Raw genomic sequence first — 18,859 nt, 5'->3', positions numbered from 1 at the left:
TTTTTGAGACGAAGATCCCGAAGTCTCGGGACGCCTCAAAAAAGGATACCGCCTTTATCGGGGCTAATCCTAAAACATTCGGCTTCTTTTAAACAATCAAAAAAAATCCAAACTCCTTGCCGACGATTCGGAATTAGAGTTTGGATTTTTTATTGATTAATTCCAATCCAGTCCCGAAATTTCGGGATCAAAACGGGATTGGAATTTTAGTTCCTTATTTTTTCACAAGTTTGACAATTTTCACTTTTCCTTCAGATTTTACTCTTAAGAAATAAAACCCTGAAGAAACATTCGATAAATCAATTTCAGAATGATCACTATCTATTTTTTTAGATAAAATAGTGGTTCCCGAAGCTGAGTATATTTCAACCTCATCAATAACAGCAGTATTGCTTATCGTTAAATTATGAAGTACCGGATTTGGATAAAATTTAAAATTCGGCAAAACAAAATCAGATGTCGAAAGCGTTCCGTTTGATTTAGCAGTAACCGCAAGACGATCCTTACTTTCGATTCCGTTTATAGTTTGTGACGCATAATACGTTTTTCCGTCAACAAGAACAGTAGTTAATGGCAATGGAGTTTCATTTGCTTTACTCGTTTTTCCTTCTACAGGATTTTGATGAGTATCATACCATTTGATATTTTCTCCTTCAACAATTAAATCTGCCAGAGTTTGTCCAGGTTTAAATTCAACTGTTACTGCATCTTTACCTTCCATCAATGGAGCCGGCGGATCGATAACAAAATATATGATTACATAACATCCGCTTGCATCCATAACAATTATACTATAGTCGCCGGCTTCTAAATTTGTAAACGTATTATTTGTTGTAAAAACATCCAGATTAGTTGAAACAGCATATGTATAATTACCTGAACCACCAACTGCGGTAATTGTTACGCTTTGATTTTCTACAGTTACAGAGGCAACAATAGGTTCTGGCGCAGTCATATCTACAATCGAAATAGCTGTACATCCATAACTATCTCTAACTGATACGGTGTAAGTGCCTGCAGGTACATTAAAAAAGCTGTTATTTTGAAATGGACCACCATTTAATGAATAAACATAAGGTGGCTGCCCGCCAACAACATTAGCTATAAATGATCCATTTTGCGTACAAGTTATCGGCGAAACAATAGTTGCCATTACTAGTAAAGGATTTACAGGATCGATTGTTACAACAAGTGTAGTCGTATTATATTGGTAGTCGCGCACTCTTATCGTATAATTTCCGGGTGTAGCGGTAGTAAATACATTAGAAGTTGTATAAGTAATTCCGTTGTCAAATGAATATTGATACGGAGCAGTTCCTCCAATTGCACTTACCGTTATAACTCCATTAGAATTGCACGTTAAAGGGATTACACTCGTCGTGGCAACAAGTGCTGGCGGAGATACGATGGTAATTCCTGGCTGTAAAAATGTACATCCACGTGAATCTGTAACCTTTACAACATAAGATCCTGCCACAATATTATTAAAAACATTAAAATTTTGTGAAGGAACTACTTCCATTCCATTACTATTTTGAAGAGCATAATAATAAGGCTGAATTCCACCGGAAGCAGTAACAGTTATTCTTCCGTCACTATTATTTGAAGATGTAGGATTTATAACGCTCACCGAAGATAATAAAACAGTTGGCTGCGCTATTGTTATCGAAGATGTAGTGATACATCCAAAAACATCTTTTACACTCACATTATATTGCCCGGGAGCTAAATTACTAAAGACATTCGATGTAGTATATACCGTTCCTATAGAATACGTATAAGGCGCATTTCCTCCGGTTGCTGTTGCAGTTATGGATCCATCTTGAGATCCGTTACAATTAATATCCGTTTTAGTTAAATTAATCGCTAAAGCATTAGGTTGAGAAATTGTCGTATAAAATGACATAGAACATCCTTTACTGTCTTTCACAGATACATTATAAATTCCAGCACTTAAATTAGTAAAAGTTTTATTTGAAAAATAAGCAGCACCATTTATAGAATAGCTGTAAGGAACTGTACCACCAGAAGCATTTATAGTAATTGTTCCGGTAGCCGAATTAAAGCAGGTTGCATTTGTAATATCAATAGTAGATGTCAGGGCTGTAGGCTGAGTAATCACCGCAGATTTAGTAATAATACATCCTTGGTTGTCTTTTACTGAAACAGTATAATTGCCCGGAGCTAAATTACTAAAGATACTGCCGGACTGATATCCTGCACCAATTGAATACGTATAAGGAGCAATTCCGTTAGTTGCAGTAATTCTTATTGATCCGTTAACAGTACCATTACAGGAAACATTTGTAATTGCAGTACTCACAGCCATTGGAGTATATGGCGCAATAGTAATTACTTTTCTAACAATACAGCCAGCATTATCCAAAATATTTATGGTATAATTACGGGCTGCATATACATTAAATGTATTTGCAAGGCTGTTAGGACCATTATCTATCGAATATAGGTATGGAGCAACTCCGCCAGTTACAGTAGCTTTAATAGTAGCACTACCGGTACAATCGAGAGGTCTAATTATAGCAACATCAACAACTAATGGTATAAGCGGATCGATTACTATAACAGTTGTGTTCGAAATTGTATTGGCAGCATCTTTTACGACTGCATTATACGTTCCGGCATTTAGAGTAGTAAAAACATTGGTCGTTTTGTATGTTAATCCGCCATCAATTGAATATTGATAAGGTGCTGTTCCTCCGGCAGCAGTAACCGTTATTGTTGCTTTAACACCACAATTTAGCGGCTTGGTAATAGCTGCTGTAGAACTTAAAGGTGTTGGATCTGGAATCGTTACATTGTATGAAGACTCACATCCATTTGCATCTTTTAAGAATACCGTATGTTCTCCGGGGCTCAAATTTGTAAAAGCATTATCATACACAAAATCAGTATGATTTATAGAAGATTGATAAGGTGGAGTTCCTCCAAAACCATGAATTGTCACAGTTTGGCCTTCAACATTTAAATTAGCAGATAAAGCAGTTGGTTCTGTAATTACATACGGTGTTTCTGATGAACAGCCAAGAGCATCTTTTACTTTAATCGTGTAATTTCCAGCGTTAAGTCCGGTGAAAGTATTGCTGTCTGTGTAAATACCATTATTTATAGCATATAGATACGGAGCTTGTCCGCCAACAGCATTAATAGTTAATGAGCCGTCAGTACCACCATTACATAATACCGAAGCATTTGAGGCAGTTATAACTAAAGGCGAAGAAGCTTGTATTGTTGCAGATATAGCTGGAGAAATGCAATCATAACTGTCTTTTACAAATACAGTATAATCACCGGCTGGTAAATTAGAAAAAGTATTATTTGCGCTATATGATTTTCCTCCGTCAATTGAATAGTAATAAGATATTTGGCCTCCATTTGCAGCAATCTCTATTTTACCATTGTTTCCACAAGCAGAAGAATTCGTGACTATTACACTTCCGGTTACGGGAATAAATGGGTTTAATCCCATTGAAAGATTATTAACAATAGTGTTCTGGCTATCTTTTACAGCTACAGGATAGATTCCGCCAACTAGATCATCAAAAGTATCATTTGCCTGAAAAGTTGATCCGCCATTTATTGAATATTCATATGGAGGTTGTCCTCCGTAACCAATAACACGAAGAGCACCATTGCCTCTGCAGTCTACTGCTTTAACAATCATTGCTCCTGAACTTAAAGGCTGTTCAGATGGTTCAAGTTTCACCATAAGTGTAAAACTGCATCCTTGAGAATCTAGTATAGTTACAGAATAAGTACCGCTAGTTGCATCCAGAAAAACATTGCTATCCTGATAATTAACACCATCTAAAGAATATTGATAAGGTGCTTTTCCGCCAGTAGTAGTAAGTACTATATTTTGACCAAATGTAGTTGAAGTAGCAGTTAAAACAGGTGGTTGATTTATCTCATATTCCAGTTCTGATAAACAGCCAAGAGCATCTTTTACTTTAATCGTATAATTTCCGGCATTTAGTGCAGTGAAAATATTGCTAAAACTATAAGCACCGTTATTTATAGAGTATTGATAAGGACCTTGTCCGCCAACAGTATTAATAGTTAATGAGCCATCAGTACCGCCATTACAGGATACTGAAGTATTTGACGCGGTTATAAATAACGGCGAAGGAGATTGAACTATTGTCGATAGCATTGGTGAATCACAACCATTGTTATCTTTGACAACTATATTATAAGTACCAAAAAAAGCATTAGCATTGGTAAAAACATTGTCAGAACTATAAGTTGATCCACCATCAAAAGAATAAATATAAGGAGCTTGTCCTCCTGTTGCCTGAACAGTTATTGTATTGTTTGTACAATCTGTAGGAGTCACAAGAGCAGTTGCGCTTATTGGAACGAACGGATTTATTACGATTGTTGTATTGGCAATCGTATTTGCAGCGTCTTTAACAGCTATATTATATATTCCTGCCGTCAAATTATCAAGAATATTATCTGCTCCGTAAGTTCCTCCTCCATCTATAGAATAGGTATAAGGATTTTTTCCTCCCAATCCATTTATATGAATAGATGCATTACTCGTGCAATCTATTTGTTTGGAAATATTTGCAGTAACAATTAAAGGCGAATATGGTTCTTCGATTGTAGCTGAAAAAGCATTAGACTCACATCCATTTACATCTTTTAGTAATATATGATGCTCTCCAGGACTTAAATTTGTAAAAACATTCCCAGGCTGAAAACTTCCGCCATCTACAGAATATAAAATAGGAGTAGTTCCTCCAACACCAATAATATTTAAAGTTTGACCTTCAACATTTAAAACAGCAGTTAAAGCAGTTGGTTCAGTTATAGTATAATATAGTTCTGATGAACACCCAAGAGCATCTTTTCCTTTAATAGTATAGGTACCGGCGTTAAGTCCGGTAAAAGTATTGCTGCTTGTATAAAGACCATTATTTATAGCATATAGATACGGAGCTTGCCCGCCATTCATATTCATTGTTAACGATGCAGTTCCGCCGATACATAATATTGGTGTATTTGAACCCGTTACATTCAAAGGCACAAGAGGTTGTACTGTTACACTTAAAAATGAGGAAACGCAATTTTTGCTATCTCTTACAGATATGGTATAAGTGCCGGGAGAAACATTATTAAAAGTATTGCCAGATGTATAAGCTCCGCCATTAAGAGAATAAACATAAGGAGCTTGTCCGCCTATTGCCTGCACTCTTATGGTTCCCTTATTTGTACAATCAACTGGTGTAACAACCGTAGTTGCACTTACAGGACTAGGTGTACTTACCGTAATTGTATATGAATTTGAGATTGTATTTGCAAGGTCTTTTACTTTTATAGTATATGTTCCGGCCGGAATATTAGTAAAAGTATTAAATGTCTGATAAGATATTCCTCCATTTATTGAATATAGGTATGGAGCTTGACCACCAGAAGCATTAACAGCTACTGTAGCACCACTAATACAATCCGTTTCTTTAGTGATAATTGCTGAACAGGTTAAAGGTGCAGGAACCACGATAGATGTCACAAATGTTTTTACACAACCGTTTAAATCTCTTACTTGTACCGTATAATTTCCTGAAGTTAAAACGGTAAAAATATTATTACTCTGAGAAGGGCCTCCATCTAAAGAATATTGATAAGGAGCAGTTCCTCCAGATGTAGTCACCGTTACATTCGCACCTGAAGTAGATAAGGTTGCAATTAAAGCAGTTGGCTGATTGATGACTTGATCAATTGTTGATATACAACCAAGAGCATCTTTTACTTTGATTGTATAAGTTCCAGCGCTAAGTCCGCTATAAGTATTGCTGCTTGTATAGGAACTGCCATTGTTTATAGAGTATTGATAAGGGGATCTTCCTCCAGTAGCATTAATTGTTAAAGAAGCAGTTTCTCCATTACATAGTATCGAAGTACTTGAAGCACTTACAATTAAAGGGCTGTAAGGCTGTATTGCTGTATTTAGATATGGCGAAAGACAACCTTTGCTGTCTTTTACAACAATTCTATAAGTACCGGGTATAACATTAGTAAAAACATTGCTAGCGGTATAAGTTCCCCCATTATCCTTAGAATAAATGTAAGGCGCTTGCCCTCCTGTTGCAAGGACCGTTATGGTAGCATTGCTATTATTACAATCCGGTAGTGTAACGGCCGTAGTTACGTTTACCGCTGTAGGCGGAGTTATCGTAACTGGATTTGAAATTGAAATCGTATTTACAGCATCCTTTACTCTTATTGTAAAAGTTCCGGTAAGTATATTAGCAAAAGTATTGCTGGTTTGATATGTCGATCCATTATTTACTGAATAGGTGTATGGGGCTTGCCCACCTGTAGCATTCGCGACTATTGTAGCGCCGCTAATACAATCTAATTGTTTAGTAATAACTGCCGTAGCAGCTAAACTGCCTGGAACAACAATAGTAGTGACAGGCATAACATAGGTACAACCTCGAGAATCTTTTACTCTGAAATTATAATTTCCTGAAGCTAAACCATTAAAAACAGTACTGCTCTGATAAGTGGTTCCGTCCTTAGAATATTGATAAGGAGCAGTTCCTCCGGCAGCAGTAACCGTTACAGATTGACCTGAAATCGTTGAGACTGCAGTTATCGCATTTGGTTCTGTTATTGTGTAATTAATCACAGTATCCGGACAAATCGCATTAGGACTTTGTATTCTTATATTGTAAACTCCGGCTGGTATGTTCGTATAAATATTCTTATTGGTAAAAGCACCACCATTTAATGAATAATTATAACTAGCCCCAGGAACGACATTAACAGTTAGTGTAGCCAGCCCACCTTTGCATGTTACCGGGATAAGAGAAGTTGTTACCGTTAAAGGCTGAAATACAGTTAAATTAAAAAAGTTTATCGCATAAGTCCCATTATTATTAAGCTTCCCGTAAATTTTTGTAGTACCTACAGGACCGTAATAATTGGTTGGGTTTGTAATTTCATTTGTATTATTAAGTGCGTCGTCCAGACTTAAAAAATAAATTACAGGTGTAGCCGGGTCTAAACTGCCAATAAAAACTGAATTCATCGAAGTCAGATTAAAAGGCTCCCCGCTACACATATTGACGTAGCTTAACTGGGCATAAAAAGTAGTTGTAAATAAAAAAAGAAAACAAAGTAATGTTTTTTTCATAGTATTAGATTTGTTAAAATGGACTTAACAAATGTAACACAATAAATATTGTTAAAGTTACGGCTTCCCGTAAATGCATAAAATTTGAACCTAAAATGAAACTTTCATTTTAAATACAAATAATGATTATAATAATCTATAATTGCCTTCCCGTCAAGCAAAACATCAGCGCCAATAATCCCATCAACGGGTTTTGTTTTAAAAGATTCCAATGCTTCATTTACATGCGAAAGATCAAAAATAACAATACTCAAATCAGTATTTTTCCAGCTTCCAAGTTGTAAATGATTATGTGCTGAAATTTGTGTTCTCATTCCCGTTCCTCCAGCTCCGGAAGCTTTTGTTTTAGATTTTTTTGCAGTCAATTCAAAACGTTCGATACTTTCAAATCCAACACAAGAATTTGATGCTCCCGTATCTAAAATGAAATTCCCTGAAATGCCATTGATTTTAGCTTTTACTAATAGATGCTGGGTTTTGGTAACTTTGAATTTTATTTTTTTGTAATTCTCTTTTTTGAGAATAGCGTGAAGATTTTCCATTTTCGATAAGGATTGAAAACCAAAAATAAGCCAATTACAATCAATAAACTAATTACATAATAGATATAATTTCCTGATTTTTCTTCAACAGAAATTGAACCGTAATACACAAATGAACTCCAGTAATAAGGCGATTTCTTGGCATTCGGAATCGATTTATTATTCAGAAAATCAATTTTGGCGTTAGCATTTGCTTCAAAATAAGGAACATCATTTTTAATATTTTTATAAAAATCAGCCATAAAAACCGATGTCGTATAATCGTTTACCTTCCATAAAGAAAATAATAGATTCTGAGCTCCCGCAAACTGAAAACCCCTTGCAACACTCATAGCGCCTTCGGCTTTGTAGAGTTTTCCAATTCCGGTTTCGCACGCGCTTAAAACTACCAGATCCGGATTGATGTTGAGGTTATACAATTCAGAATATAAAATTTCCTGATCATAAAATTTAATACTTGCCGGAGTTTCAATATCGCCCGAAGAAGCATGCGTACTCAAATGCAAAATCGAATAATTGGCAGCATTACTTTTAAAATTAGAAAAACTAGCGTCTGAATTTTCTAAATATTTTCCTTTGAAATTACTTCTAATAAATTCCAGTTCCTTCTTTGAATAACTCAATTCATAAGCCGTTTTTTCGAAAACTGGAAAAACACCTAAAACTGTTTTCTTTGATTTTGAAACCGGTTTTGAATTCAAATAAAAACTAGCAGAAGTATTATACGCAATCCTGAAATCATTTAATAAATAATGTATTTTAGCAAAATTTGTTGTTGATGATTTCTGCGTAATTAAAGCTTCAAAAGGCAGAAAATTCAAAATACCATCCGGAACAATGATGAGGTTTTTGTAGACAAAATTAGTTGGTAAGTTTAATAAATCGTAAGCTGCTTTTCCGGAATCATTATAACCAGAAATGTCGTTTATAATTGAATTTGCATCGTTAAAGTAATCTATGAAATGGATAATATTATAAATTTTCCCATCTCCAATTGGTACTTGATTTAATATAATCCGATTATTTTGCAAAACGAAATAATAAAGTCTTTCTGAACCCATAAAATAATAAAGCATAATAGCTTTATCTTTTTGAAGTTTTGATAATAATGCTTTTAGATCACAATTCTCAGGAATATAATTTGGATTTTCAATTTGGATTTTCTTTAAAGAAATCATCAATTCATTTTGCTTTTTTATGGCAGAATTGATATTCGAAATATTTGCCAAATCTCCTTTTTGCTGTTCTTTCGCAATGTTATTATTTAAAGTTTGAAGTTCGTGTAAAAGCTGTTTTTCTTTCGCGGAAGCGCTTTTAATATTCGAACGATAACTTTTTAGAATTCCGGATTTTGTTCTTTCAGCTAATTGAAATGCTTTTTCTAAATACTCAATTTTGCCTTCTCCTTTATACAAACGATCATAAATAGAAATACATTCTTCAGTTCGATTTCTCGCTCTAATTTGGGTTATGATTTTAGAGTTTTCATAAACCAAACCATTCATCAATAAATCTTCGATATGAAATGAAAGGTTAAATGCTTCAAGCGCTTTTTTGAGTTGATTTTGTTTGAAAAATAATTCGGACTGTAAATCTAAAACATCAATTAAAACTGTTTCTGCATACAATTGATTTTGATTAGGCAGCATATTTTTTGAATTGTAATTAGAAATTAAAACTTTAAAAATAGCTTGAATCTGTTTCGCACTTTCATCATATTTTCTTTCATCAAAAAGTAACAATGCCTTTTCATAATATAGTTTTGCAAGTTTTCTGGGTTGTTGATTTGGTGTTGCAAAAAAGAGCTTTTCTGCTTTTTCTAAATAAGAAGCAGCAATGTCAGACTGATGCCATTGACGATTTAGCATTGCCAAATTTCGATAAGAATTAGACAAAGTTTCTGATTGTTCCTTCTCATTTTTAAGATAATTTAAGGCCAACATAAAAGCATTCTCGGCTTTTTGATAAAATTCTGGAGGCAATAAATTCATTCCGGAACTTAACAGATAATTATTTCCCAAATTATTCAGTAAAATTCCTTTCTGAGAATTCGATAATTGCTCTGTTTTTAAAGTAGTTTCTAATAATTCAATTGCTAAAGTAATTTTACCGGAACTCTGATAAACATTCGATAAATTCAAAATCGCTGCAAATTTTTGTTTTGCCGCGTCAGGATAATTTTTAGCAGTATTTACAATAAAAAAGTATTGTTTAATCGTGTTTTCGGCGCTGTCATAATCGCCCAAAACCGTATATAAATTGCCCAAAGGTTTCAGGCAATATTCAATTATATCATAATTACTGAGTTTCTTTTTCTGATAAATTTGCCAGGCTTTTTCATAACTCGAAATGGCTTTTTCGGTTTGCCCGAATTGGTTTTCATAATAGGCTTTATTGCAATTTAAAACCACAATGGCCAGTAATTCATCTTTAGTTTTGACTTTAGGATTTCTCCAAAAATCAGCTTCAATATGGTTTAAATTTTCTATGGCTTTCGCCGAAGGATTCGCGACAAAAACATCAATTGCATTATATATCTGATCTTCCGGAGATATGGATTTCTGTCCGAATGAAATCAGAGTGAAGAAGAAGAAAATGTAACAATATAGTTTTATCATATTAAAGTTTTTTCGCCACGAATTCACGAATGATTGAGAAAAAAATTCGTGAATTCGTGGCTAACTTTTTATAATTAATGATATCTAAAACTTCCAAATTCCGTAAAGCTGAAAATAGTTGAAATTCTGTTCAAAGTTAATCACATAACGCGCGCCCAAACTCGGTCCAATTCTGGCAAAACCAGCCGTTAAATCAAATAAAACTCCCGTTTTAAGATGGACAAAAGAGTTGGTGACCGAACTGGATTCAGTTCTTGTATCCATTAAAAACTGATCTGTTCCGCCTTCAAAACTTTCAATTTTTTTGTTTGTGTTTTGTTCAGATGAAACATCAAAATTAGCCTGAATTCCGGCTCCAACGCCAATATAATTGTTAATGTTGTATCGAATCAAAATGGGAATTTCCCAGTTTACATTTTTGTTTTCGATTGTGGTTGTGGTACGTTGAAACTGTTTTACGCCATTCGGACTTACTACATTATCTTCGACAACTGTTGCAGCACTTTCGTATTTATTCAAAGCATTAACCCATTCTGCCTGCCAATAAAAACGATACGATTTAAAAGGCGAAATCGTCGCGCCCACAAAATAACTCGTCGATTTTTCCAGATCAGGATAAAAATTATAACCCGCTTTGGCACCAATCGAAATTCCGGGAAGAAATCGGGTAGTGGCATAATTGGTAATAATTGGTTCGTTTTTGTCAAAAATAATCGCGGTTCTGCTTTTGGTTTTTACTTTATGAAAGTCTTCAGTAAATTTCATGGAGTATTTTACAAATCCTTTTGTACTGTCTTTTTCATGAACATTTTTTTGCTCGCTTCCGGGTAAATAAATGTTTTTGAAGGTAAAGAAAATCTGTTTTTGTTTGATAATCGTATCAAGACAACTTACGGTTGGTTCTTCACCTTTTGGACAAATCGGACATTTTGGATACATATCTACAACCTGAAATGTTTTCTTGTCGAACATATCCGGAATATCAGTTTCAAGTCGGATCATTCTTGCCGGACCTTCGCCATTGTTTTGGAAACGGGTTTTAAAATTTACTCGTTTAAAACGCACCAATCTATAATTAATAAAACTTCCGTTAGAACCCATTTTGTTTGGATCGTGAGACGTCACGATTTCCATTTCCAGGTTTTTTATTTTATGGTTTTTATAACTTCTGTTCGGAACAAAAATCCCGCGCATGGTAACGGTTGCGCTTGTATCCTTGATCATTTCCGGAGTAGTTTTAAACGTATAAAAAACATTGTGTGTTTCATTCGGATTTACATCATCAAATTCTAAAACCGAAACATTATGATAGGTTTTATGAGCGTCTAATAACGAAGCGTCAAGATCTTCTTCAGTAGTTGTGTTTCTGTATTTTTTAGTTTTGAAATTACTTTCGGCGGAAGCCAAATAAGACTTTGTATCATCAAGATCATTTACAGATGCGACTGTATTTTCCTTTATTTCACGTTCGTTTGCATAAGTCCTAAAATCGACCAATTCGAAATTATTGCTTTTGAATTGTTTCTCATTATAAAACAAATACAATTTTCCGCTTGCGACATAATTCTCCAAATTTTGATAACCCACTACGACTACCATTTCCTGATCCGGAATGGGATCACAGTTTTTTATAATAGCAAATCCATTTTGATCTGCAATTGAAGCAATGTCTTTATAATTTGTATCGGTAATATCGTTTACAGCTACTTTTTTTGGTCGGGTTGCAGGAGGTTTTCCGTTGTCATAATTGTTGGTTACGGCAAGTCTTGCGGTATAAGTTCCTTTGTTTTTATAAACGTGTTTGGGTTCGGCTTCCTTGCTATAATGTCCGTCGCCCAGTTCCCATAGATAAGAATAACTTGGTTTTGGTGCGCCCGCAATTGGTATTAATGGCGGCGTTTCCGGTTTATAGGTAACAGCATTTCCGTTTTGGATAAAAACAATATTGGCTTTTCGGGTTATGGTGTCTTTTACTTTGGTTTGTCCTATTGCGAAAATAGAAAATAGAATAAAGAAAATAGACGATAGTGGTTTCATAACTAGACAGTTTTGGGTTTTAAAATCATCAGCGTTAATTTTAAAACAGGATTAAATGTAAAAAAAAGTGATGAGCAAATCATCACTTTTTCTTAAAAGTATTTTGTAAGTTACTGAATAGCATTGATTGCTGCTACCAGTTGAGCTTCTGTACCAACTGTTGTTTCGGCTAAAGTAAAGGTGTAAACATCGTTGGCAGCAACGGTTACAGCTTTGATCGCATAACGCCATTGACCATTTGATTCGGTAACGAAAATCACGTGACAAGCTAAACCAATCGGGATTTGACCATAGTGCTCGCTGAATAATCCTGCGGCAGTGTAAGTGTCTAGTTTAGCCAATGCATTTGTTCCTTCGCCATCGTATGATAAATAAATTGCGCTATTGTTGTTGTCGTAACCATCAGGAGCGTCTGCAAGAATAGTGGTTTTAGGTCTTGGATCGCTGTAAAAACGGTCAACGTTTGTCCATCCAAAGTTTCCAAAAGTTACATAATAATTAGTTCCTTCGCCTTGTACACCGCCTTTTCCGCCGCCATTTGCTCCTGTAGCATCTGGTTTATTTTCTCTCCAGGCCAATTCTCCGTTGTCATCAATAGTACCGTTCCATAACGTCATGGTGTTGTCTACAGCATCAGTCAAAGCTGCAGGAACTACCAAACTCATCGTACAAGAAGTTTTAAGTTCAACACCGCCCTGAGTGGCTTTGATAAAGAATTCTCCACCTGAAATTAATAAATTTTTCTTTCCGTCAGCAGTAATTCCCATTGTTGGTTTGTTGGTAATTAACATCGTTCCTTTATCAAAAAGTTCGATGTATTCAATGTCAATTGCTCCGGTAACGGCAACTCCGTTTTTAGTTAAACAGTCTCCGTTGATGTTTAATTTTACTCCTTTTTTAGAGGTAACAGTTACAACACCATTTCCTGCATTAACGGTAAATCTTTGTGTATTTGCAGATACACCTTTTTCACTAATGCCTTTAAAGGCAGCTCCGGTTGGCGGAAGAACAATATTGTTTCCATCACCATCTGTGTTGTCGTCGCAACTTACTAAAGTGATTAACAATAAAGATAAAAGGGCTAATTTTTTAAAATTTGTGTTCATGATTTCTAGTTTTTATAAATCTGTCTTGATTTGTTTCAAGCGGTTTTTCAGATTCTGGTTAGTTTTATATTCTTATATCAATTTGGGTTTGATATTGTTACCCTTGTTTTTAAAATTTATTTTTCAACTTGTATGCTGATGTTATATCAACTGGCTTATAAAATTGTTACCCTGTTTTTATTTTTTGTTAGGCTGAAAGGCATTTGTCTTCAAACAAATTTCCGTCTTCATCTACGGCAACGAGAATGTTTGTTTTCCGCGAAAGCGTAACTATTAAGCAAATCCAAACGATTGACCAAAACCCGAGTGTAAGGCAGGTAAGAAAGAGATGTAGAGTGTGATTAATGGCTTTTTTTTCTTTGGATAAAACGATATACGGTAATTTCTCGTTGTGCTCCACGATTACAAAACCATTTCGGGTTCTGGCCGAAATCATTTGGTTAAACTGAACTAGATTTTTTTGTTTATAAATTGATACGTTTCCATTGCTCTTAATTTTTAATTGATTTTCGCCACGAATTGCACAAATGAGCACGAATTTTAAATTAAAGAATCAAAAAATATCAGTGTCAATCCGTTGATCCGTTTAATCTGTGGGCTATTTCTGCAATAAATAATTTTGCGAAAAACATATTATTTAATACTATATCAACTTGATTTGTTAATTGTTACCCCATTTTGTGAAATTTATTTACAATTGTTTTCTAAATTAGCTACAAAAAGTTTTTATGGGCCAAACTAAAATTCATCCTGACCAAATGTATATTGAAGGACTTGCTGCAAATGACTCGGCAATCATTCAGTCTATTTATAAAAAGTTCGTTCCCAAAGTGGTTATGTTCGTCATGAACAATTCCGGCGATAAGGAACAAGCACAGGATGTGGTCCAGGAAGTCATGATTTTGCTTTTTAACCAAGCCAAAGCCAATACATTAAAATTGACTTGCCCGTTTGATGCTTACTTTTTTTTATTGTGTAAAAGAAAATGGCTTAATGAGTTTAAAAAAACATCAAATAAAGGGGTAACAATTAATGAAGATGCAGTATCTATGAATGAATCTGCACTGGAATTGATTGCACATACAGAAGAATTTGATGAAAAACAGCAGCTTTTTGACACCATGTTTCAGAAATTAGGAGAGAAATGCCAGGAATTATTAAAGCTGAGTTTTACCATTAAATCGATGGAAGAAGTTGCCGAAAAACTAAACGTAACTTATGGCTATGTTCGTAAAAAGAAATCGTTATGTATTGGCCAGTTAACGCAGTGGATTCAGGAAGCCAAAAATTTTAAATCTCTAAAAAACAATTAGTCATGAATGAAGAACGCTACATATTATTTGATCAATATCTTCAAGGCGAACTGAATATTGAGGAAAAAAATAGTTTTGAAAACCAAATAGCTGAAGATCCAGAATTTGCTTCGGAATTTGAAACGTTCAAAAATATTCATGCTCAATTAGAAAATAAATTTGGATATGAAGAAGAAAGAGAAGCGTTCAAAGAAAATCTGACGAAGATTTCAGACAGCCATTTTAATAAAAACAAACCAAAAGTGGTATTGCTAAAACCGTGGTATTATGCGGCAGCGGCATCCGTTGCGATTTTATTTGGATTGTTCTTTTTTGATTATAATCAGAACCCAACTTTTAACGATTTTAATCATCCCGAAACAGCATCTTTTACCGAAAGAGGTGATGTAAATGCCACTTTAAAACAAGCAGAAAAAGCATTTAACGAAAGAAAATATGAAGCTGCAATTCCGCTTTTTGAAGAAATTTTAAAAGAAAAAAACACACCTGAAATTCAATATTTTTATGGCGTTTCATTATTAGAAGAAAGTAAATATGTAAAAGCTGAAACGGTTTTTAATGAATTAAAATCAGGAACTTCTGTATATAAAGAAAAAGCAAAGTGGAATTTAGCGTTATCAAAACTAAAACAGAAAAAATACAAGGAATGCAAAGAAATCCTGCAGACTATTTCGCAGGATTACGAAAACTACGATGATGTTCAGGAACTTCTGGACGAATTGGGATAGTTTATTTCGCAGAGATGCACTGAAATTACACAGAGATTCGCAAAGTTTTTAAAAGCTTTGCGAATTTTTTTTGCGTCCAATTTGTCAGACTGAGCGAAGTAGAAGTCTCGAAAGAAGCTAACATAAACAAGTTGAATTACTGTGCGTAGACTTCGACTTCGCTCAGTCAGACAAAAATCACGAATAAAAGAAAAAAAAATCCGTTTTCATCTGCGTTTTCACGAAAGTGAATCTGTGTCATCCGCGTTCAATTTCCAGTCAACATGATTTTGGCTCAGTCAGACAAAAAGAAAAAAATCCGTTTTCATCTGCGTTTTCACGAAAGTGAATCTGTGTCATCCGCGTTCCATTTCTAGTCAACATGATTTTGGCTCAGCCAGACAAAAAGAAAAAAATCCGTTTTCATCCGCGTTTTCACGAAAGTGAATCCGTTTCATCCGCGTTCCCATTTCTCACCAAAATTCAATTTTACGTAAAGCCGTAATCGAGTCTGGAATTTTAGTTCTAAATTCGGTTTTTATTTTATGCCAAAACAGCCAAAACTATTTACAATTCTAACCTTTACTGCATGCAAAAAATTATTCTGCTTCTCTTTATTATTTTTTCACAAATCATTTTTGGCAGCACCAAAATTACCGAAACCGAAAAACTTGCCGCCACTTGCAAAGTCTGGGGTTTCTTAAAATATTATCATCCAAAAGTTGCCAATGGAGAAGTAAATTGGGACAATCAGCTTTTAGAAAAACTACCAAAAATAGAAAAAGCACAAACCAAAGAAGAGTTTTCGCTGATTCTCGAAAACTGGATTGATGATCTTGGTCCGGTAAAGGAAATAGCACCAATCGCAACGCCAAAAGATGTTGAGTTTTTTGATAAAAACTTCGATTTAAGCTGGTTTAATAATAAGTTGTTTTCGAAGAAACTTTCGAAGAAATTGAAATTTATAGAAGATAACAGATTTCAGGGAGAACAATATTATGTGTCTGGATTTGATCATGTTGAAAATGTTTTTGTGAAAAATGAAAATTTAAATGTTCTTAATTATAATCAGAAGAATTCAAGACTTGTTGGCATGTTTATGTATTGGAATTTAATCGAATATTTTTATCCGTATAAATATCTAATGGATAAAAAATGGGATAAAAGTTTAGAAGAATTGCTGCCGGATTTTGTTGCCGCTAAAAATGATGATGAATTTTATACTGCGATGGAAAAATTGACAGTCAGGCTTAATGACAGTCATGTTGTATTTTTTAGATATACCAAAAAAGAGGCTGACCTTAATAAAGAAAGAAGATTTTTACCCTTTAAATCTAAAATAATCGACGAAAAAATAATCGTTACAGAAATACTGGCAGATAGTCTTGCTGAAGCAGATGGTATTAAAATAGGAGATGTAATTACAAAAGTAAATGATAAAACAATTCGTGAAATTCTTGTAGAAAACAGAGATTTAGTGAGCGCTTCAAACGAGGCAATTTATTTACGAAATGTCGTCAAACAAATTGAGTCGGGATATGAAGATACTATTAAATTAGAATTTCTAAAAGATGGCAAGTACACTTCACAAACTATGAAATGGTACGGTTATCATGATTCTCGCAGAAACGAGTTTAAAAAAAGTACGGTAAAAAAAGTACGTTTTAAAATGCTGGATAATAATATTGGTTACGTAAATATGGGAAATTTAAAACCGTTTAATGTGCAACCCATGATTGATGAGCTAAAATCGTCTAAAGCTATTGTTTTTGATATGAGAAATTATCCAAACGGAACTTTTAGAGAAATATCAAATTTTTTAAATGCTCAGGAAAAAGAATTTGCCATTTATATACGGCCAGATTATAAGTATCCGGGAAAATACAAATGGGACGGAGGAACAAGTTCAGGAACAGAAAACAATAAGGATAATTACAAAGGCAAGGTGATAGTTTTATTAAACGAAGAGTCCATAAGTCAATCAGAATGGACCGCAATGTGTTTTCAAACTGCTCCAAACACAACTATTATTGGAAGCCAAACCGCTGGTGCAGATGGCAATGTTAGTGATTTTGATACCATAAAAGAATTTTATTCAAGATTTACCGGATTAGGCGTTTTTTATCCAAATAGAAAAGAAACCCAAAGAATAGGAATTGTTCCGGACATTGAAATTAAACCAACCATAAAAGGAATCCAGGAAGGAAAAGACGAGGTTTTAGATCGCGCTTTATTGTTTATTGAAACCGGAAAATAGTACAAATTTGTCGTTTCATTGAAATGATAAGATTGCGAAAACCTTTGTCAAAGTTTTAAATGTTGACAAAGGTTTTCATTTATAAATAAAAGCAAGACAAGAAAAAATCCGTTTTTATCCGCGTTTTCACAAAGTGAATCCGTGTCATCCGCGTCACATTTTCCGCCATACAACTACACTCAGTCCAACAAAAATGATAGAAAAAATCCGTTTTTATCCGCGTTTCACGAAGTGAATCCGTGTCATCCGCGTGCCATCACATTCAAATTGGGAAAGTTTTTAATATTATCGTAATTTTGAACCTTTAAAAATTACAAAATTGAATTCAACACCAATAATTACCGACACGCACACACATTTATATTCAGAAGAATTTGATCAGGATCGTGACGAAATGATGCAACGCGCTATAAACGCCGGAGTAACCCGTTTTTTTATTCCTGCTATAGATGCCGCTGCAACGCAATCTATGTATGATTTAGAACAAAATTATCCGGATTATGTGTTTTTAATGATGGGTTTGCATCCCACTTACGTGAAAGATAATTACGAAGACGAGTTAAAACATGTAGAAACCGAACTGGCAAAACGAAAGTTTTATGCCGTTGGCGAAATCGGAATTGATTTATATTGGGATAAAACCCATCTTAAAGAACAGCAAATTGCTTTTAAGAGACAAATTCAGTTAGCCAAACAATATAAATTACCAATCGTAATTCATTGCAGAGAAGCTTTTGATGAAATTTTCGAAATCCTGGAAGAAGAAAAATCAGCTGATTTATTTGGGATTTTTCATTGTTTTACCGGAACTCACGAACAAGCTCTTCAGGCGATTTCTTATAATATGAAGTTAGGAATTGGAGGAGTTGTGACTTTTAAAAACGGAAAAATAGACCAATTTCTGAATCAAATTGATTTAAAACATATTGTTTTGGAGACAGATTCTCCTTATTTAGCGCCAATTCCGTACAGAGGAAAACGAAATGAAAGCAGTTATTTAGTAAATGTTGTAGCCAAATTAGCCGATATTTATGATGTTTCTGAAGAAGAAATTGCACAACGAACAACACAAAATTCTATAAACGTTTTTGGGATTTAATTTATACCTTACAATAGT

Annotated in this window: 9 protein-coding genes; 4 read left to right on the top strand and 5 right to left on the bottom strand. The window is 34.3% G+C overall.

The genetic code is table 11. The features are described 5' to 3' along the window. Positions 1 to 214: 214 nt before the first annotated feature. The 5 genes from ACZ0AH_RS22215 to ACZ0AH_RS22195 form a co-directional block, all read right to left on the bottom strand. Positions 215 to 7,162 (bottom strand): T9SS type A sorting domain-containing protein, encoded by a 6,948-nt coding sequence (locus ACZ0AH_RS22215; protein ID WP_463477916.1) that lies wholly within the window; start codon positions 7,160 to 7,162, stop codon positions 215 to 217. 104 nt (positions 7,163 to 7,266) lie between these two features. Then, positions 7,267 to 7,704 carry a retropepsin-like aspartic protease gene (locus tag ACZ0AH_RS22210; RefSeq protein WP_463477915.1) on the bottom strand — a complete coding sequence of 146 codons (438 nt, stop codon included), beginning with the start codon at positions 7,702 to 7,704 and terminating at the stop codon, positions 7,267 to 7,269. After that, entirely contained in the window at positions 7,656 to 10,322 is a 2,667-nt protein-coding gene (locus tag ACZ0AH_RS22205) for a CHAT domain-containing protein (RefSeq protein WP_463477914.1), read from the bottom strand. Before ACZ0AH_RS22205 ends, ACZ0AH_RS22210 begins: the two co-directional genes overlap by 49 nt. A gap of 84 nt (positions 10,323 to 10,406) precedes the next feature. Continuing rightward, positions 10,407 to 12,359, bottom strand: coding sequence for a DUF7849 domain-containing protein (locus tag ACZ0AH_RS22200; RefSeq protein WP_463477913.1), 1,953 nt, complete (start codon positions 12,357 to 12,359; stop codon positions 10,407 to 10,409). A gap of 110 nt (positions 12,360 to 12,469) precedes the next feature. After that, positions 12,470 to 13,465: a hypothetical protein gene (locus tag ACZ0AH_RS22195; RefSeq protein WP_463477912.1), complete on the bottom strand. Its 996-nt coding sequence runs from the start codon at positions 13,463 to 13,465 to the stop codon at positions 12,470 to 12,472. Between the two features lie 728 nt (positions 13,466 to 14,193). Between ACZ0AH_RS22195 and ACZ0AH_RS22190 the strand changes: the two genes are divergently transcribed. From ACZ0AH_RS22190 to ACZ0AH_RS22175, 4 genes are all read left to right on the top strand, one after another. Further along, positions 14,194 to 14,778 carry an RNA polymerase sigma factor gene (locus tag ACZ0AH_RS22190; protein ID WP_463477911.1) on the top strand — a complete coding sequence of 195 codons (585 nt, stop codon included), beginning with the start codon at positions 14,194 to 14,196 and terminating at the stop codon, positions 14,776 to 14,778. 2 nt (positions 14,779 to 14,780) lie between these two features. Continuing rightward, positions 14,781 to 15,506, top strand: a complete 726-nt coding sequence (locus ACZ0AH_RS22185) for a CDC27 family protein (RefSeq protein ID WP_463477910.1) — start codon at positions 14,781 to 14,783, stop codon at positions 15,504 to 15,506. Between the two features lie 568 nt (positions 15,507 to 16,074). Then, the gene (locus tag ACZ0AH_RS22180; protein WP_463477909.1) at positions 16,075 to 17,742 is read left to right on the top strand and encodes a S41 family peptidase; all 1,668 of its coding nucleotides are present in this window, start codon (positions 16,075 to 16,077) and stop codon (positions 17,740 to 17,742) included. A gap of 319 nt (positions 17,743 to 18,061) precedes the next feature. After that, positions 18,062 to 18,841 (top strand): TatD family hydrolase, encoded by a 780-nt coding sequence (locus ACZ0AH_RS22175; RefSeq protein WP_463477908.1) that lies wholly within the window; start codon positions 18,062 to 18,064, stop codon positions 18,839 to 18,841. The last annotated feature ends 18 nt before the right edge of the window (positions 18,842 to 18,859 follow it).

It is taken from the genome of Flavobacterium sp. AC105 (assembly GCF_979258495.1).
Note: the sequence above shows the minus strand (reverse complement) of the source record. Positions and strands in the feature narration are given on the sequence as shown.

Excerpts from the sequence above, each read along its gene's own strand:
- ACZ0AH_RS22190 (WP_463477911.1), top strand. The coding sequence starts at position 14,194 with ATGGGCCAAACTAAAATTCATCCTGACCAAATGTATATTGAAGGACTT.
- ACZ0AH_RS22200 (WP_463477913.1), bottom strand. The coding sequence starts at position 12,359 with ATGAAACCACTATCGTCTATTTTCTTTATTCTATTTTCTATTTTCGCA.
- ACZ0AH_RS22205 (WP_463477914.1), bottom strand. The coding sequence starts at position 10,322 with ATGATAAAACTATATTGTTACATTTTCTTCTTCTTCACTCTGATTTCA.
- ACZ0AH_RS22210 (WP_463477915.1), bottom strand. The coding sequence starts at position 7,704 with ATGGAAAATCTTCACGCTATTCTCAAAAAAGAGAATTACAAAAAAATA.
- ACZ0AH_RS22180 (WP_463477909.1), top strand. The coding sequence starts at position 16,075 with ATGCAAAAAATTATTCTGCTTCTCTTTATTATTTTTTCACAAATCATT.
- ACZ0AH_RS22185 (WP_463477910.1), top strand. The coding sequence starts at position 14,781 with ATGAATGAAGAACGCTACATATTATTTGATCAATATCTTCAAGGCGAA.
- ACZ0AH_RS22215 (WP_463477916.1), bottom strand. The coding sequence starts at position 7,162 with ATGAAAAAAACATTACTTTGTTTTCTTTTTTTATTTACAACTACTTTT.
- ACZ0AH_RS22195 (WP_463477912.1), bottom strand. The coding sequence starts at position 13,465 with ATGAACACAAATTTTAAAAAATTAGCCCTTTTATCTTTATTGTTAATC.